The sequence below is a fragment of the Verrucosispora sp. WMMD1129 genome (assembly GCF_029581255.1).
Taxonomy (GTDB): domain Bacteria; phylum Actinomycetota; class Actinomycetes; order Mycobacteriales; family Micromonosporaceae; genus Micromonospora; species Micromonospora sediminimaris.
In genome coordinates this window covers 5,643,328-5,660,958 of record NZ_CP120741.1, presented here as the reverse complement: position 1 = coordinate 5,660,958, position 17,631 = coordinate 5,643,328, and the positions used below count along the sequence as shown (strand labels likewise).

13 protein-coding genes are annotated in these 17,631 nt (G+C 68.1%); 2 read left to right on the top strand and 11 right to left on the bottom strand.

Annotation, left to right across the window (positions count from 1 at the left end):
• Positions 1-116: 116 nt before the first annotated feature.
• The 6 genes from O7624_RS26350 to O7624_RS26325 all read right to left on the bottom strand — a co-directional run bounded on the left by O7624_RS26350 (position 117) and on the right by O7624_RS26325 (position 12,269).
• Positions 117-3,059, bottom strand: a complete 2,943-nt coding sequence (locus tag O7624_RS26350) for a DUF499 domain-containing protein (protein WP_282237661.1) — start codon at positions 3,057-3,059, stop codon at positions 117-119.
• On the bottom strand, positions 3,056-5,854 hold the full coding sequence (locus tag O7624_RS26345) for a hypothetical protein (RefSeq protein ID WP_282237660.1): 2,799 nt from the start codon (positions 5,852-5,854) through the stop codon (positions 3,056-3,058). The genes O7624_RS26350 and O7624_RS26345 overlap by 4 nt, the downstream gene beginning before the upstream one ends.
• Complete coding sequence (locus tag O7624_RS26340; RefSeq protein ID WP_282237659.1) at positions 5,851-9,066, bottom strand: helicase-related protein; 3,216 nt, start codon at positions 9,064-9,066, stop codon at positions 5,851-5,853. Before O7624_RS26340 ends, O7624_RS26345 begins: the two co-directional genes overlap by 4 nt.
• Positions 9,067-9,474: 408 nt before the next feature.
• On the bottom strand, positions 9,475-9,927 hold the full coding sequence (locus O7624_RS26335; protein WP_282237658.1) for a hypothetical protein: 453 nt from the start codon (positions 9,925-9,927) through the stop codon (positions 9,475-9,477).
• A 54-nt stretch (positions 9,928-9,981) separates the two neighbouring features.
• Entirely contained in the window at positions 9,982-10,689 is a 708-nt protein-coding gene (locus O7624_RS26330; protein WP_282237657.1) for a hypothetical protein, read from the bottom strand.
• A 2-nt stretch (positions 10,690-10,691) separates the two neighbouring features.
• Positions 10,692-12,269 (bottom strand): ParB/RepB/Spo0J family partition protein, encoded by a 1,578-nt coding sequence (locus O7624_RS26325; protein ID WP_282237656.1) that lies wholly within the window; start codon positions 12,267-12,269, stop codon positions 10,692-10,694.
• A 146-nt stretch (positions 12,270-12,415) separates the two neighbouring features.
• Between O7624_RS26325 and O7624_RS26320 the strand changes: the two genes are divergently transcribed.
• Positions 12,416-13,747 carry an ATP-binding protein gene (locus O7624_RS26320; RefSeq protein WP_282237655.1) on the top strand — a complete coding sequence of 444 codons (1,332 nt, stop codon included), beginning with the start codon at positions 12,416-12,418 and terminating at the stop codon, positions 13,745-13,747.
• A gap of 8 nt (positions 13,748-13,755) precedes the next feature.
• Here O7624_RS26320 and O7624_RS26315 read toward each other — a convergent pair whose 3' ends face one another.
• From O7624_RS26315 to O7624_RS26295, 5 genes are all read right to left on the bottom strand, one after another.
• The gene (locus O7624_RS26315) at positions 13,756-15,153 is read right to left on the bottom strand and encodes a terminase family protein (RefSeq protein WP_282237654.1); all 1,398 of its coding nucleotides are present in this window, start codon (positions 15,151-15,153) and stop codon (positions 13,756-13,758) included.
• Between the two features lie 3 nt (positions 15,154-15,156).
• Positions 15,157-15,549, bottom strand: coding sequence for a hypothetical protein (locus O7624_RS26310; protein WP_282237653.1), 393 nt, complete (start codon positions 15,547-15,549; stop codon positions 15,157-15,159).
• Positions 15,546-15,695: a hypothetical protein gene (locus O7624_RS26305; RefSeq protein WP_282237652.1), complete on the bottom strand. Its 150-nt coding sequence runs from the start codon at positions 15,693-15,695 to the stop codon at positions 15,546-15,548. The genes O7624_RS26310 and O7624_RS26305 overlap by 4 nt, the downstream gene beginning before the upstream one ends.
• Positions 15,673-16,377, bottom strand: a complete 705-nt coding sequence (locus O7624_RS26300) for a hypothetical protein (RefSeq protein ID WP_282237651.1) — start codon at positions 16,375-16,377, stop codon at positions 15,673-15,675. Before O7624_RS26300 ends, O7624_RS26305 begins: the two co-directional genes overlap by 23 nt.
• Before the next feature lie 71 nt (positions 16,378-16,448).
• Positions 16,449-16,727 (bottom strand): hypothetical protein, encoded by a 279-nt coding sequence (locus O7624_RS26295; protein ID WP_282237650.1) that lies wholly within the window; start codon positions 16,725-16,727, stop codon positions 16,449-16,451.
• A 298-nt stretch (positions 16,728-17,025) separates the two neighbouring features.
• Here O7624_RS26295 and O7624_RS26290 point away from each other — a divergent pair, with 298 nt between their 5' ends.
• Positions 17,026-17,622 (top strand): hypothetical protein, encoded by a 597-nt coding sequence (locus tag O7624_RS26290; protein ID WP_282237649.1) that lies wholly within the window; start codon positions 17,026-17,028, stop codon positions 17,620-17,622.
• The last annotated feature ends 9 nt before the right edge of the window (positions 17,623-17,631 follow it).

Here is a 17,631-nt window from a genome sequence, read left to right as displayed (position 1 = left end):
AGGCTCCCTACCATGCCTTGACCGTCGAACCCGTGACTCGCTTGAGGGTCACGGCCCCTGGTCGATGCAGGCGAGCAACCCGCCTTTCATACGTCGGAGCTGGTGGACATCAGCCTCTAGAAGTCGTCATCTTCAACGCGCACCTGCGCGCCGAGCGCCTGAGCCTTGCCCTCAATCTGACCCTGCTCCCCTTCGACGGTCACCAGGGTCAGGTTAATGCTGAGCAGTTGATGGTCAGCGGGATTGGCGCTGTCGATAACCTTTGCGAGTTCCTTGAGTAGCTGCCATGCCTGGTCACGCGTGTCCGCACCTGTGATGCTGCGATTAGCCAACTCGACCCTGTAACGCTTGTACACCTTCGGCCGAGAGGGCTGCAACGGCGTGGGGTCGGGCGGTGCAGGATCGGCACGGTACTCGTCGCCTCCGAAGAGCGTGGCCCCATCCCCATCCCCATCTCCCCCGAGGACATCCGGGCCGGACGCCATCGGGCCAGCAGGTTGTGCGCCCGGCGTTGGGGTGGGGCTTGGCTTCTCGATCCGACGACGCAGGGACTGACTGATCGAGTTGATCGAGATTTGTCCGGGGCCGGTGATCGACAGCGAGTTTCCATCCGCGTCGACGAGTTCCCAGCCGGTGGTCAGCAGCTCGAACAGGACGCGACGGATCTCGTCCGTGGAGGTGACCAAGGGGAACGAGGGGTTCTTATAGAACGCCTGCACGACCTCGCGTGGCGTCAGCGCACGATCGAAGCCCTCCAGGAGCGCGGCCAGGTAGCCGGCGGACAGCGCCGCAGGCAGCGTCGCGCGCCCCGCCTCTACGAGCGCGGTCCATAGGTGCCCGCCATTGAGCGCGGTCCGGCTGTCCTCGTCGAACCGCTTGAACTCGACGTATAGGTCCCCGGCACGGACCAGGTAGGCGTAGTGCTGGTAGGCGCGTTCGATGTCGCGGCGCAACTTCCCCACCGCATCGTCGTGCTTACTGCGGGCGTCCCGCAGCTCATCCTCGGTATCATCGGTAAGCTGCTTGATCACCTCACGCCAGGCGAGAACCTCCGCGGCCCGTTTCAACGCGATGTCACGCCGCTGGGTGTTCACACAGGCGACCACGCAGCTGGCGGCGTTGTCGACGCGCAGCGGTTGGTCCCCGAGCCCGAGCAGTGCAGTTATGTCGTCACGGCTGACCGAGTCCTTGCCGTTGAGCAGTGTCCATCGACGCGGGTCCAGCAGCACGAGGCGGTTCTCGGCACTGTCCACCCCCTCGAACACCTTGTCCAGCGGAGCCCGATCGTCAGCTGGCCTGTCGACAAGCACGAGTTCGTCGAAGGTGCCCTTCGACGCGAGCCGTCGCGCCTCCCGCCACACCAGCTCACCCCGGGCATCGAGTGGCACCAACGCCATCGCAGCAGTGAAGTACATCCGCAGCGTCTGCTTGATTGACAGGTGCCAGCGTGCTGGTGCATTCGTCGGCGTAGTGACCTCCAGCGCGCCGAGCCCCTCGTCGCCAGTGAGCTTGTTGAACACTTCGTCGGCAGCAGGGAAGGGCACCCCAACACCAGCCGGCCCGTAGATGGCGGCCAACAGTTCGGCCTTCGTCGCACCGCGCCGGCCTTGCGGTCTGCCGACGATCGAGTAACACAGCAGGGCGGTGGCCATCCGGACGGCTGGCGCGGGCTGCGCGACGGTCACGCCGTCATGACGGAGGGCTGCGTCGACGACGACCGCGCGGCCCGTGCCGCCGTCCGTGCTGGTGATGTCGGTACTGGCGACCGCCCGGTAGCCCTGGATGGCCCGGTCATTGCCGAGTAGCAGTCCGGACGATAGCAACTGCTCAAGGGCCACGGTAAGTGGAATGTCACCAACGCCGATAAGTAGCGGCGCCCACCGCCCGGCCTTGTGCTCGGTGACCCAATGCATCGCGGTGCGGGCGAAAATGGCGACGGTGGAACGGACTCGCTGGAATCCGGAGACCTGCGCCCACTCCTCGCGGACCAGTCGCATCAGCTCGGGATGGAACGGGTAACTGGCCGACGTTCTGTCCTCGAAGCCGGACAGGCCACGGTTGGGTCCGAGCTTTTCGAACACCTTGTCGCGCCAGGCCTGCTCGGCCGCAGCCACATACCGACGAGCCAGGTCGCGGATGGGCAGTTCGCCGTCCGGAAGCTCGAACAGCCGTCGGCGAATGATGGCGGAGAAATCCTGCGCCTCGGTGACGGGGACAGTCTGGCCGTTACGGACCAGCCGGGCAGCCACGTAGTCGCGGAAGTCGAGGGCCTGCGGCGGGTAGCCCCGCTCATCGAGTTCGGAACGGATCATGACGACGACGAACGCCACCCGGGGCACATCGTCGCAGGCGTCCATCAACGCGTTGAGGAACGCCTTCTCGCCTGGCATCGTGTCGATGTGCGCCACATCGGAGAGCGCCAGGACATAGTCCATGAGCTCGTCGAGCAGGATGAGCACCGGCCGACCACTCTCGGTCAACGCCTGCTGGAGCGTGCCCTTGTTCGGACCGGCGGCCACGTGGCGCTTATAGCGATCCATATCGCTGCCAACGAGTGCCCAGACAAACCGTTCGAACAGGTTGGTCGCCGGACCGAACACCTCGTTCGTGCTTCCTGGGCTGAAGTAGTCAGCAGTCAGCGTGACCACGGTCGCGCCCTCAAGGTCCACGGCTGCCGCCCCGTGTCCAGTTTCCTGGTGCACCCGCTGACCGAGTTCGGTGGCGAAGAAGTCCGCTGGGCTGTTGGCCATGTGGTACAAACCGACCAGCGCGTGGCTCTTGCCGCCTCCCATTCCCTGGTCTAGGTGGAACAAGGCTGGAGCGTCAGCTTCGGTGCCGAGTCGGCGAGCAACGCGGGAGAAGAATCCGACGAGGTTCGGCGTGGGCTCGGTAATGTCACCGTAGTATTCGACCTTGCGGTAGGGCACATCGACGGTCTGGTAGACGGCCTTGTGTAGGCTCATCTGCAGCTCGCCAATAGACCCGTCGGAAGTGCGTACCTCCGGGCGCAGCTTGAGGAAGTCTGCCCAATGGGGAGCATGTGCGGCGGTTGCGGTCACGACAATTCCTCCTCGAAGGGCAGCACCATTTGGGCTTGCGCGTCGGCCTCCTTCTCAGCGGCCACCGCGGCGTACTGGATCATCGTGCCGATGGTTCCGGCATTGCGTTGCACCGCCGTGAGTGCCTTTGCGACCGGGTCACTCGCTGGCAGCTGCCGCACGATCTCGGCGACGACTGCCCACAGGTGTGCGTCGTTGGCCTGCCTGTCTGCCTTCGCCAGCACTGCGGCCACCGCCTCGGTGCCGCCCTCTTCCCACGCCTTCGCCACGACCCGGGCAATCTCGAAGGTCGATGAACGGTCGCTGAAGGAGTCTGGTGGGTCCAAGCGCAGCTTGAAACCGCTCCTGCTTTCGGTTAGCAGTGCGCCGCGCATGTCCTCCAGCCGCAGGTTGTCGGCCTGTGCGAGGAACCGGGCTTCTCCCTTCGGAACATCGGTGCGGCCGTAAAGCCGCTGCCAGAAGACGGCGAACCGAGTCGGAGCGTCGAACGTTTCCAGCGGCAACTGGTCAAGCTTGAGCGCGGTCGCGTCCCGCACGGAGCTCCGCGCCAGCGTGAGGTAGCGGTCGAGACTGGCCTGTTCCCCATTCGGAAGCAGTACGGAGCTGTATCGGCCATACACCTCCATCGCCGGCCCGTATGCGGCCATGAGCTGATCGGTGAGCGCCAGCCCGTCGGCATCCCACTGTTTGACTGCAGCCTTGACCGCCGTCGCGACCTCACGATCAACCTGCGCAGCCGTAGCGACGGGCCGCTGCGAGGTCGCAACGCGGCAACCGATCGTGACCGTCACCTTGATGCTCGCAACGCCAGTATTCGATGTCTCTGTTCGGGACGGCCAAGCGCTGGTCACGACGAACCCCGCGTCATGCAGTGCGCCAAGCAAGCGGAGCCAAGCGTCCGGGTCGGAGTGACCGAAGACGACGACCAGGTGCCCGTCAGAACGAAGCACCCGTCGCGCTTCGTGGAATGCACGGGAGAGGGACCGCTCGTAGAACTCGCGGTCGTGCCGAACACCGCCGTTGAACACCCGGCGGACGATGATCTCGTCGTCCTTATTCTGAAGGTCAGGGGCGATCTCGGTGCCGATGGTTTCCGCAAACAGGTCAGGCTGGGCATCAACAAGCGCTCGGCGCAGCCAGACGTAGAAGAAGTCCGAAGCGTCGGAGTACTCGATCATGTCGTAGTACGGCGGGTCAGTCACGATCGCATCCACGGTGCCATCACGAAAGGGCAGCGCCATCGCATTTTCCCGCCGAAGTCGTGCCGGTCGCCCTCTCCGTCCCCGCAGGTGCGCCGCAAGCGGGCTCATACCAGTCTCGGTCAGCCCCGCCCAGGTTCCTGGTCCCTGGCCGATGCCGGTCTCGAAGAAGTCAAACTGAAAGGATAGACCAGCCTCGTTCCGGAAGATGTCGCCGACTTGAACGCGATTCTGGGCAGAGCCGTCAGGTTTCCCGTGCGGACGCAACATTGCACCGCGAGTGGCATAGCGGAGCCCACGTACAAGGGTCGCCGCAGCGAACGCCGCCAGCGCGTGCGCGTAGTCCGCCGAGATGTCTGCCGCGAGCATTTCCTCGTGGCATACACGGATCTGCTGGGCCAGGGTGCCGAACAGCAGGGTCTGCCGCGAGCACATGAGGTCGCCGTAGTTGGTGTACCCATAGCCGCTGGCTTGGACTGTGTGAACGTTGCCAGGCGGGATGACCTCGTCGGGTACAGCGGACAACTGCCCGGCCTTCGGCAGTAGCTCCGGTCGGGCCGATACAGCGGCGTCACGCTCGTCCTGCCGCAGTACCCGAAAGGTCTTCTTCGTGTCGCCATCATCGGTGGCGAAGTCGGCGGCGACCAGCGGCTCGTCGAGGTACTGCTCGGCGAAGCCCTTCGCCTTCACGGTTTCCAGTGTGTGCACGTGGTTGCAGAACGGGCAGCGGGCGCTCTTGCCTTTCTTGCCCGCCGAGGAGTACGTGGGCTGGGCGTCGGTGGGGCCCGCGATCACCTCGACCCGCCACGCGTCACCGTTGAGAACGAGCCTCATCGACTGGCCCTCGTCCTGCGTGCGGCGGTAGGGGTGCCGGAGCACGAAGCTGCCAATGAGCGGGAACCGCCGCCGGCATTGGTCGCAGGGGATGGAGACGGTCCACAGGTAGCCCCAGGGCTGCCGCCCGTTCGCATCGGCCGGGTAGTGGGCGCTCAGAACGGCTCGGGTCCGCCGGCCGATCTCCTCGTGCAGCAGCCGCGCGTCGGCTACAAGCCGGTCGGCGCTCGAGAGATCGAACGTCGCGGGCTGGCTACTTGTGAACGGCAGCGCGGGCTCGGTAGACCAGTCACGAATCGCCCAGTCTGCGAGGAGACGTCCAGCGAGGGTGGCCACTGGACTCAGGTCAGTGCCAACAGCGGTCACACCGACACGCGCCGCCTCGAGCGGGATGATGCCTCGGCCGGAGAAGATGTCGATGACTACGGGAGTACGGCCTGGGTAGTTGTCGGCAATTCGATCAGCCAGCCGATCGAACGCCTCCGAGGATCCGGTGCGTACGGCGGCCTCGACGAACTCCCGGAGTCCATCGTCGTTGGGCAGCAGAGTTGTGAGGACGGCGGCGCGTGCCTGAGCGATGGGACGGGACGCGAACCACGGGAAGATCGCCTTTTCGCTGCGACCCGAGCCAACAGGTGTACCGACGGCGGCATCAACGGTGGTGCAGGGGAACCAGTGGTCAATCAGGCGTTCGCGCATGTCGCCGGCCTTATTAGGGTCGGCCGGCATGCAAGTCGCCCGGTTGGCCTCGTCGATGCTCACTGTTCGCCCTTCATTAGCCGCTTCAGGTCGGTGATCTTGATCTGGAATCGTTCGATGCGTCGTGGCCCGCTCGACAGCTGCCCGGCGGGATCCTGCGCTCGAATGACGACCTTGGGGAAGGTCGCGCAGTTGATGACGACATACAGCCAGTAGTCCTGGCCGCGTTGCTGGGCTTGCGCCCACTCGTGCTGCTCGAGCCATATCGACTTGAGCACACCCTCCAAGCCCTTGACCTCGACCAGGCGCTGCTCGCCTGTGTGCCGATGGCGGGCGAACAGGTCGTAGCCGACGCCAGCGGTCTGCCGGTCGTCGACGATGTAGTCGAGGCGCTCGAGCTCGTCAAGGACGCTCGCCACAGCGATACGCTCGCTGTCGGGGTCGTACCCGAGCTCGGCGGTGCGGGCGCCCGCGACGACATGCGCCCAGCCGACGAGGCGGGGAGCGGTGCCGGTGACCTTGCCGATGTCCTCAAGCTGTCGGACGCGCTCGGCCTTCAAGGCAGCGAACTGCTCCCGCCGCTCGCGCCGCACTTCGGCAGGGAGTTCATCGAGCTCGTCGAGGTATCGGTACTCGACCTGGTCGAGCTGTTCGCGTGCCTTTTCCACCCACGCCGTCCGCTCGGCACGTTGCCGGTCAGCCTCCCGCACCAACGCTGCCTGCGCCTGTGCCAACCCATCGGTGCGCATGGCTGGCGTTAGGGTGCCGCCGGTGGCGGCCGGCCTAGAGGCCCGCAGGGTCATCAGCGACTCCCAGGCGACCTCGAAGGCTCCGGCACCGGAGAACCGAATGAGCAGCGGTGCCTTCCGGCGTAGCCGCCGGAGACCGTCGTGGATTTCGACCTCAGAGTCGTACAAGAGCAACGTATAGCTGGTCAGGGCGGCAGTGTCGACCAGGTGGGTGCCACGGACCAACTCGGCCTCACCGTCGCGCAACGCAAGGTCGACGAGCTCGGCGAACGGTTCCTCGGTCGGGCCGAGGACGACGACATCTTCCAGACCCTGCGAACCGTCGTTGATCGCCTGCCTTACCGATGCACCGTCGGCGGCGACGAGCCGGCTTGTGGCACCGCCGAGGGCAGCCGGTAGCAGTGACCGCGACGTGACTTCGCGGATTCCCTTCGCCGGCCCCGGTCCGAGTTGCCAGCTGTGGGAGCAGGCAAGCTGGTCGAGGAAGGCATCAACGATGACCGGGTTGATGGCCTCCAGCCGGTCGGCGCGGAACCGGGCCACCGCGGCCGCTGTGTTCGCCGGCGTGTGCAGTCGGTCCTCGTCGGTTACAAGTTCACGAGCTGCGGCGAGCAGCTCTTGGGCACCGGGCATCGGGATGTGCGCGGCGACACCGGACTTCTGCGCCTCAACGAGAGCACGGCCGTAGTCGAACCCGGCTCGCGCGGCCGTCGCGTCCAACAGGTCAAAGATCCGGCCGCCGAGCGCGTCGCCGGCACTGGCGAGGTTCTGCAGCATGACCTCTTGGACACGGCCTTCGCGGGTGACTGGTGACACCAGGTGATAGATGTGCACCGACCGGGTCTGACCGATTCGGTGCAGCCGGCCCATGCGCTGTTCGAGGCGAACCAGCGACCAGGGAATGTCCCAGTCGATCATGACATTTGCGCTCTGCAAGTCGATGCCTTCGCCACCGGCGTCGGTGCTGACCAACACCTGGAAGCCACCGTCGAGAAAGCGCTGCTGCAGCTTGTCTCGCTCTCGATGACCCACAGCACCTTCGAGCGTTTCGACGGTGAAGCCGACGTCGGTGAACATGCCCACCAGCCAACGCGCGGTGTCGGCGAACTCGGTAAACACGAGCACCTGGCCGTCGCCCGGCCGGATCCCATGGCGCTCCATCAACTCGCGCGCCCGTAGCCACTTGGTCGGCATACCGGTGACGGTCGCCAGCCGCAGCGCCACCAGGACAGCTTCGATCCGTTCGAGTTCCTTGCCCTTCGCCTTGCTGCGGGCGGTGACCACCGCGTCCTCGGCGCGCTGCCACGCCTCGTCGTCGGCGACCTCAAGCTGCAGATCGAGCCCGTCGCCTACGAATTCCTCCGGGACCGGCGCGTCGGAACGGGAGCTCGCCGGACCGCGCAGGGCTTCCTCGCGGCGGCGGATGGTCGCTGCGGCCGCCACCACAGATGACGCGGCCCGCTTCCCGTAGATCGACCGCGCCAGGGTGGCGTTCTCGCCGTAGAAGTTGTCGACGTAGTCCATGACAGCGGTGTAGGCCGTCTCCTCCGCGCCGGTTAGATCGACCGGGACGGTCTCGGCGTACCGCGGCGGGAACAGTGGACGCCCCTCCAGGTCCTTCAGCTCCTCCTTCATCCGGCGTAGGAATGAGAGCGTGCTCGGCCGCAGCGCCGTCTCGTACTCGGTCTGCCGGGGATCCCATGGGTAGAGGGTGGGGTCGAGGAGGTTGAGCAGTCCACGAAAGAAGTGCTCCTTGCCCCGATGAGGTGTGGCGGTGAGCAGCAACAGATGGTGGGTGCGTGCCGCCAGTTCCCGGGCCGCCGTCAGGTACTGGGAGGTAGGGGTCAGTCTGTGTGCCTCGTCGAAGACCGCCAGCGACCAGGAGGCACGAGAGCCCGCGACCTTGCGCCGCACGTCACGGTTGTAGGTATAAAGATCGACCGAGACGACCCACACGCTAACGCGCGGGTCGAGATCCTTGGGGTCGCGGGCAAGCTCCGGGGTCAGCCGATCGGCCTCGATGGCGAAGTACCGGCGCAGATCCCGCCGCCACTTCTCCACTAGGTGAGCCGGGACGACGATAACCGTGCGACCGGGGATCAACCCGCGCCGCGTCCCCTCGGCGATATACATCCCGGTCATGATGGTCTTGCCAGTTCCCGGCTCATCAGCGAGCAGGAAGCGCAGGCGCGGCTGGGCGAGCATGTGGGTGAAGACAGCCTCGTCCTGATGCGCGTACGGTCGCAGCGGCCTAGTGGCCAGCACCGCGGAACGGATGCGGGGCACCGCGTACTGCATCCAGCGGCCCCACAGGCCGGTCAATGCGCGCTCTGCGTCTCCACCAGCATCATTGACCGGCACAAGAGCTCGACGCAGGTCGTCGGCATCGAATGACGCCTCAGCTAGGCTGCCATCACCGCGGCGGAAGACGAGATCGGCCCCGGACAGGTTCGGCGTCGCAGCCAGCAACGTGACGAGCTGGCCATCGACGGTCAGTTGGGTGCCAGGTTCAGGTATAGCGCTCACGTGCACACCCGCCACTGGCCTCCCGTCATTACGTGCGGCGCGGTCTGGCCGGCTACGCCCGCAGCACCTGAATGGCGGCCGTCAGCGTGCGCTCGCCGACTGGCAGATACTCCCGTTTCCGCCGAAATCCGCACCGCCCACCGTGGTCTACGTCCATGTTGGATGTCAACCGCGATGAGCCGCGGGCATGGTGGCCAGATGGCCAAGGGCCGCCGACAAAAGCAGGATTCCTATGTGGTCAACCCGCGCGAGCCAGGCGAGCAGAGGTCGCGGCCGATGGGACCCGCCAACGGTGATCTCGAGCCGCCCGGCCGACAGAACGCGATGGGGCGGGTTATGGCCTCGCCGTGGCCCGCCCCGGTTGGTCCGCACAGCGGACTAGCTCAGATCGCTGGTCCGCCAATCGGACTAGCCCGCGTGCCGTGGCCTCCCGTCGTTGCCACCGAGGTCCCCGATCACCGGCACCGCCCCGCGTCTCTCCGTCTCCTGGACCGCACACACCATGCACAACAGCAGGAACGCGCCCGGTGCCCGCACCGCCGTCTGCTGCTGCCTCGGCCCGATCCACATGTCCGTACCGCAGTCGGCGCACCGCGTCAGCGAGTGGTCGACCGTCGGCACGTACCGAGGCACCCCCGGCGCGCCCTCCAGCAGCTCGTTCATGTTCGTCGGCGGGCACGCCAGGATCATCCGCTTATCCTGCGCCAAGCCGCCCTCGTCGCGCCGGGCGATGTTCAGCGCCGCGCCGACCTCGACGTCATCCGCGCCGAGTGCCCGCATCCGCGTCGGGTCGGGCGTGCCGTAGCGCCCCAGCAGGGCTTCCCGCGCAACCTCGAACGCGCCGCGCTTACCGTCCTCCATCCTGAACTTCCCTTCCGGGCAGCATCGTCTCGACGACCCGCCCGTCCTCGTCGATCACCAGGCCCGGGCCGGTGACGGTCCCGCCCGCGCCGCGCACGCCGCGATCCGGTCGAACAGCTGCCGGCCGTGGCCCAGCGCCGCCGCCGACGGCACCACCAACACCTCGGCGCGGCCGTCGACCACGTCCGCGACCACGGACCGCCAGGCACGGGAGCCGACGTGCTCGCACACCACGTCCAGGCCCTCCCGCACCGACCAGCGCAGCGCCACCTTCGCCAGCACCTCGGCAGCGGCCCGGCCGCCGCGCAGCATCCCGGTGAACACCACCGCCCGCCGTCGTTCCCACTGCCGCTGGTCGGCGTTCCAGCGGGCCTGCGCGTACAGCCGGGCCAGGTCCGGCCCCGACCCGGGCACGTCTGGGGAGCATCGCGACCAGGTGCGGGCCTCCCGGTCCCACTCGACGTGCCAGCCGAACTCGCGGCACTCCCGGTGGCCCGGCCACCAGCCGGTCCAGTCGGCCTGCCCGCAGTCGTGGCCCGAGCTGTCGGCGTGGGCGCGGCACCACATGCGCTTGCGGCCGGTGGCCAGGCACTCGGCCACGTCGCAGTCATCGGCGTGCGTCTCACCGATCGCCGCGAGGCAGGCCGGGCAGGTGCCGCGCAGCAACTCCTCACCCACCGGCTTCTCCTTGCTGTCGGTCGGGCCGGCGCCGACGGCGCGCACCGAGCTGGTACGCGCCGCCGGCTGACCCGAAGGGGTCACACTCACACGCTGGCCTCGGACTCACCCGCGTTCTGGTCGGCATCCGCGCGCGGGTCGGCCACGGCGTCGTGCGGCTCGATGTCGTGCTCCGGCAGGTGCACGTCGACGACATCCGGCACGCCGTCCTCGTCGTCCTCTTCTTCGGCCTCGTGCCGCAGGCGCTCGGCTTCCTCCTCGGCTTCCTCGCGCCGCCGTTCCTCCTCTTCGGCGATGAGCGCGGTCCGCCACGCGGCTTCGGCGTCGGACAGCTCGTAGCCGTCCGCCTCCAGGCGGGTCAGCCAGGGCGCGATCAGGTCTTGCCGTTTCACCCAGCGGCCGAGGGCAGCCTCACCGGCGTTGTACTCCTGAGCGCCGATCATGCGGGCCACGAGCAGCCGGTTGAGGCGGTCCTGTCCGGCGGTTAGGCCGTCGTCCAGCTCGCCGCCGGCCACGTCGCGGATCAGGTCCTCGTCGACGTGATGCGCGAGGAAGCCAGGCGCCACCACGGCGAGCCGCATCGCGTCGACGAGCAGCGTCTTGGCGCCCTTCGCGCTGCCGTACTTCTCGACCAGGAACTTGCGGCGCACCGTGGCGGCTTCCTTCAACCGCTCGCGGCGCTCCTCCCTCGCCTTCTCGGCGGCCTCCTTTGCGGCGATCTCGGCGGGGCTCTTCCAGTAGCTGTGCCCGGTTCGCTTGAAGCCGTGGGCCTCCGGGTCGAGGCAGACGATGACGGCCTCGGCGGTGTCCCAGCGCTCCTCGATCAGTGCGCCGTAGCCGTCGAGTGCCTTCACCGTCTCCGAGTCGATGCTCTCGCCGTCTGCGGTGGCGAGCTGGTCGAGCCGCGCCATCTGGCAGTTGTACGGCCACCCGTCCTTGGGTTTCTTGACGATGGTCACGCCGGCCGATTCGAGTTCGGCTCTGAGCGCCGCGACGGCCTCCTTGACCGTCCGCTTTCGGCGTTCCTCGCCGGCCTTGTGCTTGATGCCCCAGCTGCTGTCGACGTCCTTGAGGATCTTCTCCAGCGTCTGCGGGTCGTCCTCGAACTCCTGCAGCTCGGCCACGTCGTCGAGGGTCAGCCGACCGGCGTCGGCGGCCGCGGTGGCCTTCTCGCCGAGGGTGACGAGCCGCAGCGAGTCGTGGACGTGCTTGTAGCTGCGTCCGGTGCGCTTGGCGATCTGGCTCGGGTCGAGGCCGAACAGCTCCAGCTGCGCGTACGCGACGGCCCGTTCGGTGGGCGTGAGGTCGGCGCGCTGGTCGTTCTCGATCAGCATGGACACGACCTGGTCGGCGGGGACGCCGGCCAGGTCGGGGCGCACGAGGCATGGCACGGTCGGCGGCATGCCGTCTGGCCATTCCCCGGCGGCGAGCGCCTCGGCGGCGGCCTTGGCGCGTCGGTGACCGGCGACGATCAGGTGTCCGTCGTCGTCGGGGACGACGAGGAGGGCCTGGAGGACGCCGCTGGCGGCGATGGAGGCGCGCAGTTCGGTCAGGTCGCTGTCCTGGGTGCGGACGTTGCGCGGGTTGGCCAGCAGGTCGCGCGGGTCGAGGTCCGCGAGGTACGGCGCTTTCGTCTTGGTGCGCCGCTTGGTGGCTGCTGTCACTGGTAGTCCTTCCTACTCCACGTGAGCTACGTACGGCCCGTGCCGTACATAATCATTGTATCATTCATGATCATTTACGTCTAATCGAAGGACCGCCTGAACTGCGGATTTGCCTGAAGAGAGCCGGACGGTCCACGATCGATTCCATGCCGACACTGCGGAACCGTCGCCTCGAACAGCTCCTCGGCGGACCAATCGACGAATCCCTGACCTACAGCCAAGTCAAGGGACTCATCCCCGCCACGACCGAAGGCCCCGACCTGGACTTCAAGCGGGACACCTATGGCGGCAGCAACAGCGAACGGAAGAAGCTCTGCGGCGACGTCGGTGCACTCGCGAACGCCACCGGCGGCATCCTCATCCTCGGCATGGACGAAGACGAAAAGGGACGCGCGAAGCACGACACCGGCGTTGACATCAGCGACGACGAACGACGACGTCTCCGACAGACCGTCTGCGGCAATACCCAGCCAACGCCGACCTTCGACGTCATCCCCGTCGAAGATCCCGAGCGCCCCGGCAGAGGTTTCCTCATCATCTGGGTCGCGCGATCGGCGACCGCGCCACACGCCTACGTCAACGAGAACAAGTCGTTGCTCTACCCCAAGCGGATCGGCACCGAGACGGTCTGGTTGTCCGAGAGCGAGGTGGCCGAGGCGTACCGGGCGCGGTTCGCCGGCTTGACCAGCCGCATCGAAGAGGCCGTACGCATCGAAGCTGACTTCGCCTCGCGCCATGCCCCCACGGAACTGTTCGTGCTGGTCACCCTCGTCCCGGACGTGCCAGGTGGCTTCACCATCGACACAGCCGCCCTGAGGGACTTCCAGCTGAGCAACATGAACCCCGCCGACGCCTTCGGCATTCCGGTACGCAGCTTCGCCCGCTCGACTGTCCGGCATCGCCGCCTGGTAGGCATCGGCTCCTTCGAGCCCGGCAGGCCCTACTCGCGCAGCGCCTGCGAACTGCACGAGAACGGCAGCGGCGCATTCTCCACCGACGTCAGCTCGGAGAAATCCGGGAACATGGATCCCGGTGGCCGTCTGGTGGACTCGCAGTGGCTCACCTTGGGTGTCGCCGCAGGGCTTCAATTCCTTGCCCGCCACGCACGCGATCGTGCGGCGGCCGGCGGGCTCGCGACCGTCCGCGCAACGATCTGGCCCACGCACCATGGCCCGGTCACGCTCGTGTCCAACATCGGCTGGGCGAACGATCGAATCGGTACCGAATCCATCACCGAACAGCCGTACGCCGACACCGTCGCCGATATCGACGACCTCTGCACGGGGGGCAGCGGCCTGGTCGCCACGACGTACCGCCTGACCAGCGAGCTGTTCCAAGCGTTCGGCGCACCCGAGGTAGCACAGATCACCACAGACGGCGGGATCCGCCTGCCGGCGTGGCACCGGTCCGGACATGAGCGGATCATCCGTTGGGCCGAGGCAACGGGCGTCCAGATCCTCGCGGAAGCGCTGGGCTGATTCCGACATCAGCGCAGTCCTGAGGAGGGCCGAGCCCGCTGTCCGAGTGGCGAGGCCACCACGGCGCGGCGAGACTCCTTCGCCCGCAGATACGCCACCCCGTGCACCAGCGCGTCGAGCCGGTCCGGGGAATCCCCGGACTCCGGCGTCCACGTCGTCTGCTGGTCCTCAAGCGCCGGGAACGTGCCGACGTGATGCACCCGGGGCGGAATAACCTCGTACCGGGCAGCGACCGGCTCGGCGCGTACCCGCTTCGACTGGCGGGCCTGCACCACGTCGATCGGCGGGTCGCCGCCCGGCAGCAGGCCCTCCTTTTGCATGGCCACCCAGGCGTCGACCAGGATGTCCCGCAGCCACGCCGACGACCCCTCGTAGATCACCACGTCGGCGTCGACGTCCAGGTAGCACTGCCAGATCCGCCGGGCGGCGGCCACCCCGGCGATCTTCATGCTCCGGTCGGCCAGCACGTAGTGGTCGCCGTCCTCACCTCGGCCGACCGCGACGATGCCCGTCTCATCGCTCGTGTCCGACACCGTGTCCGCCGGGTCCACCGACACGACGGTCCGCACCAGCAGCGGCACGTCGTCCTTGTCGATCCGGCCGGCCTCGATCCACGCCGACTTCCACAATGCGCCGTCGACGTCGGTCAGCAACTCGGCGTCCAACTCCTGCCGACCCAGCCGGGTGCCGCCGTACTGCTCCAGCAGTTCCTCCAACGCCTCCGGGCTGAGGTTCGCCGCGTTGTCCAGCGTCTTGCCTCGGGTGATGACCACCCGGGGCCGCCGGCCACGCGCCAGCTGCTTCTTCGCCCGCGTCAGCAGCTTCTTGACGTGCGGCAGCGGCTTCGGCGTCGTCGAGATCACCATGCGCGGGTCGGGCGCCTCACGCATGCAGAACCACAGCATGTCGAACACGCCCTGCGCCGTCTGCAACGGCCAAGCCGCGTACTCGTCGAGCCAGCAGCCGTCGAAGTCGTAGCCGCGCAGCGTGTCCGGGTCCTGCGCGCCGAACCCACGGATGATCGCGCCGTTGCGCAGCACCAGGTACGGCTCGCTCTTGTTGAACGTCCGCACTTCCTTCGGCGGCACCACAGCCAGCAGCCCGGCCCGGCGGGCGGTGAAGCACACATTGAACACCTCGCGGTGCGTCTTCGCGATCACCGCGTAGTGCCCGCCCGGCCGCGCGCCAGCCCAGCCGCGTACCGTCTCCGCGCCCGTGCGGGTCTTGCCGAAGCCACGGCCAGCCAGCAGCATCCAGATCCGGTAGTACGCCGGTTCCAACTGCTCCGAGCGAGCGTGCCGCCGCCAGTCGTAGCGGACCAGGCCCTGCACATCGGACACCTCGCGCAGGTACGCGGCCAGCTCGGCGTCGGTCATCAGCGCCGGGTCCGGGTACGACAGCAGCATGTCTCAGCGCCCCTGCCGCAGTTCGTCTTCCTGCTCCCGCAGATCCGACGAGGCGCACGAGGCGAGCAGCACCAGCACTGCCAGCATCGGCGCCAGGCAGGTGAGCGCCGCCGGGCCGATCCGCCACAGCGTCGCCCAGGCGGCGAGCCCGGTCAGCCCGGTCCAGCCGGCGAGCAGCAGCCGCCACGCCCACACCCGCCGCCGGAACGCGGCCACCTGCGCTGGCGGCAGCGTCACCACCCGGGCGCGGCCGACCGCCCGGCCCTGGACGTTCAGCGCCGCCCACGTGTGCGGCCCGACCCCGACGACCGGGCCGCCCGGCCGGTACGCGGACTGGGCGGCCGGCGGCCGGCGGTGGCCGGTCAGCAGCCGCGCCGAGCGGGGGCCACGCCTCACCGCGCCACCATCAGCACCACCACGGCGGCCGCGTTGCTCACGCCGAGCACCAGCAGTCCCAGCCCCGCCGACCACACCGCCCAGCGGGGGGCGTGCAGCTCCACCGCCAGCCGCACCCGCCGGTCAGTCCTCCGTCGACGCTCCACCTGTGCCCTCCTCGCGCTCGTCGTCGCCGGCCGGGTCGTCGTCGCCGGCCGGGTCGTCGGGGCCGGCCGGGTCGTCGGGGCCGGCCGGGTCGTCGGGGCCGGCCGGGTCGTCGGGGCCGGCCGGGTCGTCGGGGCCGGCGATCGGGTTGGCCTGGCCGGCGCGGGCCGCCGCCTCGGCCATCAGCGCCCGGAAGAAGTCGCCGCGCTGCGCTTCGCTCATCTGCTCGACCTCGGCGCGGATCGGGCCGCCGTCCGGACCGGTGTGCGAAGTTGTCGAGTCAGGCAGGCCCAGCGCCAGGCGCTCGACCCGGGTCGCCACCTCCAGCCACCGGGCGATGTCGCCGGGGCTGAGCTTCGACGCGTCGAGGGACTGCAACCGGGCCACGATCTTGGCCTGCAACGCGCCGGCGATCCGGGCGTGCCGCTTCGCCATGTCGCGGCGCTGCTCGGCCAGGCCCTCGACGTACAGCCGGTCCTCTTCGCGGTCCCACGCCTGCGCCCGCTTCACCCACTTCCATGCGGTGGCGACCTTGTGGAGGTAATCCCGGCTCTTGTTGACCTCGGTGGCGACCTTGGCGACGGTGCGGGTGCGGCCGAGGTCCCGGTACAGCACGAAGTAGCCGTACGCCTTCTCGGGCTCGCGGTCCTGCCGATCCCAGGCCAGGATCTCCGGCTCGCTCATGGTCACCTCCTCGTTGTGCTGGTGGTGCGGACGCCCGGCCGACGGAGAAGTGCCGGCCGGACCGCCCCGTCTCAGGGGCCTGCGGGTCGCGCTCCGGACATCGGAGGTCGGGCGATCGCGGCATTGCCGTACATGAGGGCGTCGTCCAGGGCGGTGAGCACCAGTGACGACTCGCGGCCGGGCGGCAGGGAGCGCATCGCCTCGGCCATGACGACCTTGACGGCGGCTCTCCACCGGGCGTGCCGCTCGGCTTGCTCCAGGTTGACCGGCGGGTGGTAGTCGCAGCGGCGGTCCAGCTCGTAGCACTGCCGCTCGTCCAGGTCGACGTACAGGTCGGAGCGGGTGTCCATGCCTCCTCCTAGAGGGTCGCAACTCGGCATAGCGGCCCGCATATGCGCTGGCCACAATCGGGACAGGTGTTGCGTCACGTAGACGGTTGTGCTTGCTGGTGGCTAGAGTGGTGATAGCGGTGGCCCTGCGTCACCGGTTTCTCCTGCCGACCGCCGGTGGCCCCACGCCCGGCATGGGTTGGCGCAGAGGGACAAGGGCCTAAAGCTCGCGCGGGAACGGTCACGCGATGGCGTGATTGACGTGGCACGTCTTCTCAATGGCGGCTGCGTGGGGGGCTGCTGAGGAGGGCGTTTCACCATGACCAAGAACAAGGCTGCCAAGCAGCTTGCCGAGGCCGAGGGCATCTCGTACGCGGCAGCGCTGCGCCGAGTGCGCGAGCAGTACGAGGATGATCGGAAGCGCGAGCTCCAGGCCGACCTGGAGTCGCTGTTCCCGTCGCTGGAGAGTCTGCTGCCCGCCGCGGTTGCGGGCTGGTGCAAGGGGATGACCGGCGACAGCGTCGCGCGGCACCTCGGGCAGAACTGGATCGCTGGCCTGACGTTCGATGACGTCGAGCTGCCGACGGACATCCTCCACGAGATCGTGGTCGACAGGGCCGAGCCGGACCTTGGCACCATCTCTTGGGACCAGCACGACGTGTTCCCCGATGGCGACGAGGTCGGCATGGTCGAGGTGGAGGCTGATGTCACCTTCACCGGTTGGGGCAGGCCCGATGCGATCGCGGGCCGTCAGGGTCTGCGGCTCGTCGACCCCGACGTGGACGGTGACGCTGAGGTCACCTTCAGCCATCGGGTACGGCTGCACTGGCACGTCGTGTACCGGCCGGGGGTTGACTACCTCGACCTGACGTACGCGTACGCGTCCGAGCTGGTGCCGCTCCACCCGCACGCCTAGGAGGCGGCG